This window comes from Kribbella sp. NPDC048915, assembly GCF_040649595.1.
GTDB lineage: Bacteria > Actinomycetota > Actinomycetes > Propionibacteriales > Kribbellaceae > Kribbella.
Window position 1 is genome coordinate 133,370 of sequence record NZ_JBEZFT010000007.1, and the last position, 6,000, is coordinate 139,369.

Below are 6,000 nucleotides of genomic sequence, written 5' to 3' on the forward strand. Positions count from 1 at the left end.
TCTACGAGCCGATTTCGCATGAGGCACCCGCGGCTCCAGCACCACCCGCGGCTCCAGCACCACCCGCGGCTTCAGCACCGTCTCGCGGTAGACCCGCGCCGTCGACCCGTCGGCGAATCGCACCCGCAGACCGACCAGATCCCGCGGAAGCCGCAGGCGACCACGCGCAAGGTGTACGACGGTACGCACCGCGCACGCCGCCAATCGCGGCAGCGCAACCCGGGCCGGAAGTTGAACGACCTGTCCGCTCACCCCCTCACCATCGCCCCGACGCGCGCTGCGGACAACGACGGAACGTCCCGCTGTGCCGGGGACCTTCGCCCTAAGGATTGGCGGGGATGCCCTGGTCCTTTGGTTCAGGTCCTTTGGTTCAGGTCCCTTGGTTCAGGTCCCTTGGTTGGGTTCCCTTGGCTCGGGTTCCCTTGGTCTGGACCTTTGGTTCAGGCTGTTGTCTCGGTCCTTCTGTTCAGTCCTTCTGTTCGCTCATCGTCCAGACGTGGCGCAGCGACTGGCCGGCGACGCCTTCGGGGTTCTGGGCGAATCCTTCGACGAACTGGCTCATGTGCTGCTGCCAGCGCTGGTCGACCGGGTCTTCCTTCAGGCGCGCCACGGCAGCCGCAAAGTCGTCGGACTCGACCAGATGGAACAGATCACGGCCGCTGCGCCAGATCGACCAGTCGTCGATCCCGGCGGCACGCATCACGGTGATCAGTTCCGGCCACACTCGGGCGTGCTCGAGCTCGTAGGCCTCTTCAGTTCCAGGGATCAGGCGGCTGTGCAGCGCAAGGCGGGTCACAAAGCAGCAGAGTACGCTCGCCCCCACCCCCCGTGGAACGCAGTTCCACAATCCGGCCAACCCAATTCACCCAACGACTTGCCCCCGATTCTCCAACCCACTCACCCCACCAGCACCCCCGGTTTCAACACACACCGCCGCACAGCCACCTGCCACTTCCCGCCCCCACCCCCGCCCCACGCCACCGCACACCGCCCACCCGCACCCACGACCACCTGCCCACGCCAACGAGCACCTGTCCACCACCCACCAGGACCTGTCCACGCCCACCAGGACCTGTCCACGCCCACCAGGACCGCCCCGGCGACGGGCCGCGCCAGCACCCCAAGCTGGGGGTTTGAACAGCTACCAGTGCGTGGAGACCCGTTATTACCTGTGCCACCCCACCGGACCTTGTCCACGCCCACCGGAACCGCCCAGGCCAGCGTGCAGCGCCAGCGCCAGAAACCGTGGGCGTGAACAGGTACCGGTGCGCGAGGACCGGTTATTTCCTGTGCCACCCCACCAGAACCCGTCCACACCCACCAAGAACTGTTCACGCCAACCGCACCCTGTACACCCCACGGGCCCAGCCCACACCCACGGGCCCAGCCCACACCCACGACCACCTGTCCACACCCACGAGCACCGGTCCACACCCACGAGCACCTGTGGGGTTGACCCGTTTCGACGGACAGGGTTGGTGTGAGGTCGGTTCACGCTACCTGTTCGATGGTGATGGTGTGGGTTGATTCGTAGGTGGCGGGGCTGAGGTAGCCGAGGGTGGAGTGGCGGCGGCGGGTGTTGTACCAGCCTTCGATGTAGTCGAAGATCGCGCTGGTCGCGGCCTTGCGGGTCGGCCAGGTACGGCGGTGGATGAGCTCGGTCTTCACGGTGGCGAAGAACGACTCGGCGACCGCGTTGTCCCAGCACTGGCCCTTGCGTCCGACCGACAACGACACGCCGAGATCCCGTGCCAGGCTGGCGTACTGGGTGGAGGTGTATTGGCAGCCTCTGTCGGAGTGAAAGACGACACCCGGCGCGGGACGGCGCCGGTTGACCGCATCGGCGAGAGCGTCGGCGACGAGGTCGGTGCGCAGGTGGTCGGCGACGGCCCAGCCGACCACGCGGCGGGATGCGAGGTCAATGACGGTGGCCAGGTAGAGCCAGCCCTCCCAGGTGTGGATGTAGGTGATGTCGCCACACCAGCGGCGGTCCAGCTGACCGGGCCGGCCAGGATCGATGCCGAAGTCGCGGCCGATCAGGTCCGGGCGGTGCGCGGCGTCCGGGTCAGCGATTGTGGTCTTCTTCCATCGTCTGGGTACGTGCCCGTGGCGGTCGGCGGCTCGCATCAGCCGGGCCACGCGTTTGCGAGAGCACCGCTCACCCTGAGCTCGGAGCTCATGGTGCACCCGCGGGGAGCCGTAGGTCTTGGTGGACTCGTCGTGGATCTCGACGATCTTCGCGGTCAGCTCGGCGTCACGCTGCTCACGCAACGACGGTCCACTGGCGCGGTCGGCGTAGTAGGCGGAACGGGAGACCTTCAGCAACTCACACGCTCGCTTCACGTTGTGGTTGCCCTGCTTCTCCGCCTCGATGAACGGGTAACACCTGGTCGCCCTGGTCACCGGGTCTCCTTCGCGAAGAAAGCCGTGGCCCGCTTGAGGATCTCGACATCCTCACGGAGCCGGCGGTTCTCCCGCCGCAGCTGCGCGAGCTCGTCCTTCTCGCTCGTGGTCAGTCCGCCGTCACCGGTGCCGGCGTCACGCTCGGCCTGCTTCAGCCACTCCCGCACCGCGGTCTCGGTCAGATCGAAATCCTTCGCGACCTGACCCACCGAGCGGTCGCCCCGCCGGCACAGCTCGACGATCTCGGCCTTGAACTCAGCAGTGAACGAACGACGAGGCCGCGGCTTCTTCTTGCCCATGGACTCCATGATGAACATCCTTCCGGAGCACAAGCTCCTGATCTCGGATGTCCGTCAAAACGGGTCAGGCCCAGAGGTGAACCGGGCGGCGTTCACGGACAAGACAGTGGCGTTGGCTGAGAAGGTGTGTGACACCGCGGCCAAGATTCACGGGTTGCGCCGGATCAGAAAGACCGAGCCCCAGGTCAGCAAGAACCCCCGCGGCACCCGAGCCCGCCGGGGTCTAGTGCGGCCGATGGCCGCGGTGATCCCGGAGGATGAGCTGCTTCCCGACGTCAACACGGTCGACCACGTCGCCGCAGCAGCCGAGGCGTACTGGGAGGTCGCCGGCAGCTTCGTGGTGAACCCGTGGAAAGACGGCCGCACCTCCTTGAACATCACCCTGATGTACGCCGGCGGCTGGTCACTTCTTGAGACCGTCATGGTGAACTACACACAGCCGGGAGCGGCCCCGACCGCGGTGAGCGCGGCCCGGATGCTCCTCGAGGAGGCTGCACGGGCCACCTGGCGGTACTCAGTAGCACCTGACAAGGCCGAGGCCAGGTTCGTCCAGTACTTCGACGAGTACCGTGCGATGCGCCGGAACACCATCAACACCCTCACCGGCAGCGGGATTTCCAGGAAGACCGCCGAGCAGATCTTCGCCATGCCCGCCAACGTTCGCCTGACCAAGCCGCTGGACCAGGTGACCAAGGGCAGGGAGCCGCTGCCCACGATCACCAGCATGCTTCGAGACCTCGGCAAGCCCTATCCCGAGCCCGGCTGGCTCGAGCTCGCCTACACGCTGCTAAGCCAGATGACACACAGCACGCCGGTCGCCTACCTGCACACCCTGCGAGCCGGAAACCCTTGGACCAACGACCTGAGCCCCGAGATGCTGGCCCTCACGTTGGACGTGGCGTGCCTGGGCAGCGCTCGGTTGATCGGGTTGGGAGCCTGGCTGCTCAGCGACCTGAGCGAGGAATCCAAGGAGTATCGGAACCGGCTCGCTCGAGCGGCCGCGGACGTACACAATGCTGCGCGCAGCGTGCACTTCCTCGACTGACCCACACAACGAGTCTGCTCCGTCGCGCTGAGGTCAGGACACCTTCCCGACGAACGCAACGGCGGCCTTCTTGGCTTGCTCTCGCATCACCAGCGAGAGCGCGTTTGCTCCCGCCCAGGCAAGTTTCATCTCTATCTGGACCGTTCCGTCAGCCTGAGTCTCCGGAGGGTTGCCCTGCTGCTCGATGTCCCTCAGTCGGCGCTCATCGGGACCAGAATCGCGAGGTCCTGGAACGCGTTGACCATCCTGGCCAGCGCGTCTTCCAGGAGAGGGAGGTTCACGTGGGTATTTGCACCGGCCCACGGATCGACAATGCGATCGAGGGATGCGTGGCCCGGCCCACTTGTTGCGCAGATCGCGGGCACGCGTGATCCCAGCCGGCGTCCCCCGAAGCTCTGCGCGGAACGGGACTACCGCCAGATGGCGCGTTTCGGATCCCAGTCGAGATCGGCGGCATCGAAACGCAGTGGTTGCTCGGCGAACCTGAGCACACCGTCGAGGACTTCGGCGAACTGCTCGGGCAGGTGTTGCGAGGTGTTGCGTCGGCGCCACCCCGCCCATCTGGTCTGAGCGAACGCCGCATATCCGTCCAAGACGTCTGACAAGGGAGCGAGGGTCGCGCCGCGGCCGCGGGCGACCACCTGAATTGCACGTTGCAGATCGGACCCGCTGATCGGGTGGCGTCCGGCCAGGGTGTAGATGTCGCCGAAGTCGCGCCAGCGGGTGTTCGCGATACCGCGCTGGACAGCGGTGACGATCTTTTCGGCATGGACCATGTGAAGCGGGTAACCGGCGATCCGGATCGGATCCCCACCACGAAGGCGGGGCACGTCGACGAGTGCCGGTTCGGGCCAGATCGGGTCGCCCACATTGAGGTCGACATGGAAGGGCAGCCGGGCGCTCGCAAGCCGAGCGTCGACGTGAACGCGGACACCGGAGTACTGGTCTTCGTCGCGGATCACGTCCGCGGTGGCGGTGAGCGGGAAGAACTGAATGCCGTCGTCGATGTGGGAGTCGCCGAGTACGGACCGAACGAGCTCGAGGACAGCGTCGGTGGAGTTTGCCAGGTCGCGGCCGGCCAGGTCGACGTCCTTGGTGGCTCGGCGGGTGTTGAAGGCCGCGAGCAGGACACCGCCTTTGAGGACGAACTTGTCGCTGACCGGGCTGGCGGCCAGACGCGCGAGAAAGCCTTTGAGGACGTAGAGCTGGAGCAGTTCCTGGGTAGTGCGGCCGGTTCGCTGGGCCTGATACTTCAGGTCGAGGTACGCGTCACCCGCCGGCGTGCCACGCGCGATGGGGCTCACAGAAGGATCTCCAGCGTCTGGCGTAACGGTGCCAGTGTGCGGGGGAAGGACTTGGCCAGCCGCAGAAGCTCCGATGGCTGTCCTCCCCCACGCAGCCACCGCTTGAGTGCTTCGTTGGCCAGGTCAGGGCCGTCGAGGTGGCGTAGCCGGAAGGCGTCGATGATGCTGCGCTCGGCGGAGTAGAGGCCGATGGTCCGGCCGGCCCCGATGTCGAGAAGGTCCCGGCCGATGGTGAAGGTGGCCGGATCGAAGCTTCGCCACCTGACCGGCGCGGTCGTTTCCGGACTCCAGGCACCGCGCGGTATCGCGATGTCGATCTCGGCCGGGATGTCGTCGATGAGGTCGTGGCGGGCCAGCGCAGATCGCAGGCACAGCGTCGCCTGTGGTGATTTGGACGCGATCTCGATCAGGTCGTCGTCGCCTATCCAGTCGTTCTTGCGGTAGAGCCCGCGAGACAGTGCGGTGATCTGGCCATGAGCGATGAGGTTGCGGAGCTGCCGCTCGCTGATTCGTTCGATGGCCTCGGAATAGCGGAAGGTCTCGGGCAACTCGGCCAGCAGCTCGTCGTTCGTGGGCACCACACACCCCCTCCGGCGGTAATCCTCTACATCAATATGCCTAGTGTAGAGGATTACCTACAGACTGGCTGGGGCACACGCCTGGGCGGTTCACGCTTTTCGACAGGGGTTGCGCTCCGCGTTCTGTCTCCGCCTAGACCCCGGCGATCAGCCGCAGCGCCTCGACGCGCTGCGTCTCTCCGCCGGGAGAGGTGTCGAGATTCGCCTGGTCTCAGATGACCTTCAGCGCTAGATCTCAGACTTCTGAGCCGCCGCTTCGGCGAGGCCGACTGAGATCTAGAGCATGTCTGACAAATGTCGGGTCCAGGCGATGACTGCGTTGAGGACGGCGGCGGCGCGGTAGACGACGGCGAGTTTGTCGTAGCGGGTGG

General features: G+C 66.1%; 5 protein-coding genes. 1 reads left to right on the plus strand and 4 read right to left on the minus strand.

Going from position 1 to position 6,000, the window contains the following annotated elements; genetic code table 11:
• Positions 1-466: 466 nt before the first annotated feature.
• Positions 467-796 (minus strand): L-rhamnose mutarotase, encoded by a 330-nt coding sequence (locus tag AB0B82_RS06585; protein ID WP_360163369.1) that lies wholly within the window; start codon positions 794-796, stop codon positions 467-469.
• A gap of 695 nt (positions 797-1,491) precedes the next feature.
• Positions 1,492-2,702 (minus strand): IS3 family transposase gene (locus AB0B82_RS06590; protein ID WP_360163383.1). Its coding sequence is split into 2 segments (ribosomal slippage): positions 1,492-2,429 and positions 2,429-2,702, totalling 1,212 coding nucleotides; the frame shifts between segments, so codons are not numbered across the junction.
• A 235-nt stretch (positions 2,703-2,937) separates the two neighbouring features.
• On the opposite strand from AB0B82_RS06590, the gene AB0B82_RS06595 reads away from it, so the two are divergent.
• On the plus strand, positions 2,938-3,747 hold the full coding sequence (locus AB0B82_RS06595) for a hypothetical protein (protein WP_360163371.1): 810 nt from the start codon (positions 2,938-2,940) through the stop codon (positions 3,745-3,747).
• A gap of 410 nt (positions 3,748-4,157) precedes the next feature.
• Here AB0B82_RS06595 and AB0B82_RS06600 read toward each other — a convergent pair whose 3' ends face one another.
• Positions 4,158-5,051 (minus strand): nucleotidyl transferase AbiEii/AbiGii toxin family protein, encoded by an 894-nt coding sequence (locus AB0B82_RS06600; protein WP_360163373.1) that lies wholly within the window; start codon positions 5,049-5,051, stop codon positions 4,158-4,160.
• Positions 5,048-5,629, minus strand: a complete 582-nt coding sequence (locus AB0B82_RS06605) for a type IV toxin-antitoxin system AbiEi family antitoxin domain-containing protein (protein WP_360163375.1) — start codon at positions 5,627-5,629, stop codon at positions 5,048-5,050. Before AB0B82_RS06605 ends, AB0B82_RS06600 begins: the two co-directional genes overlap by 4 nt.
• Positions 5,630-6,000 lie beyond the last annotated feature (371 nt).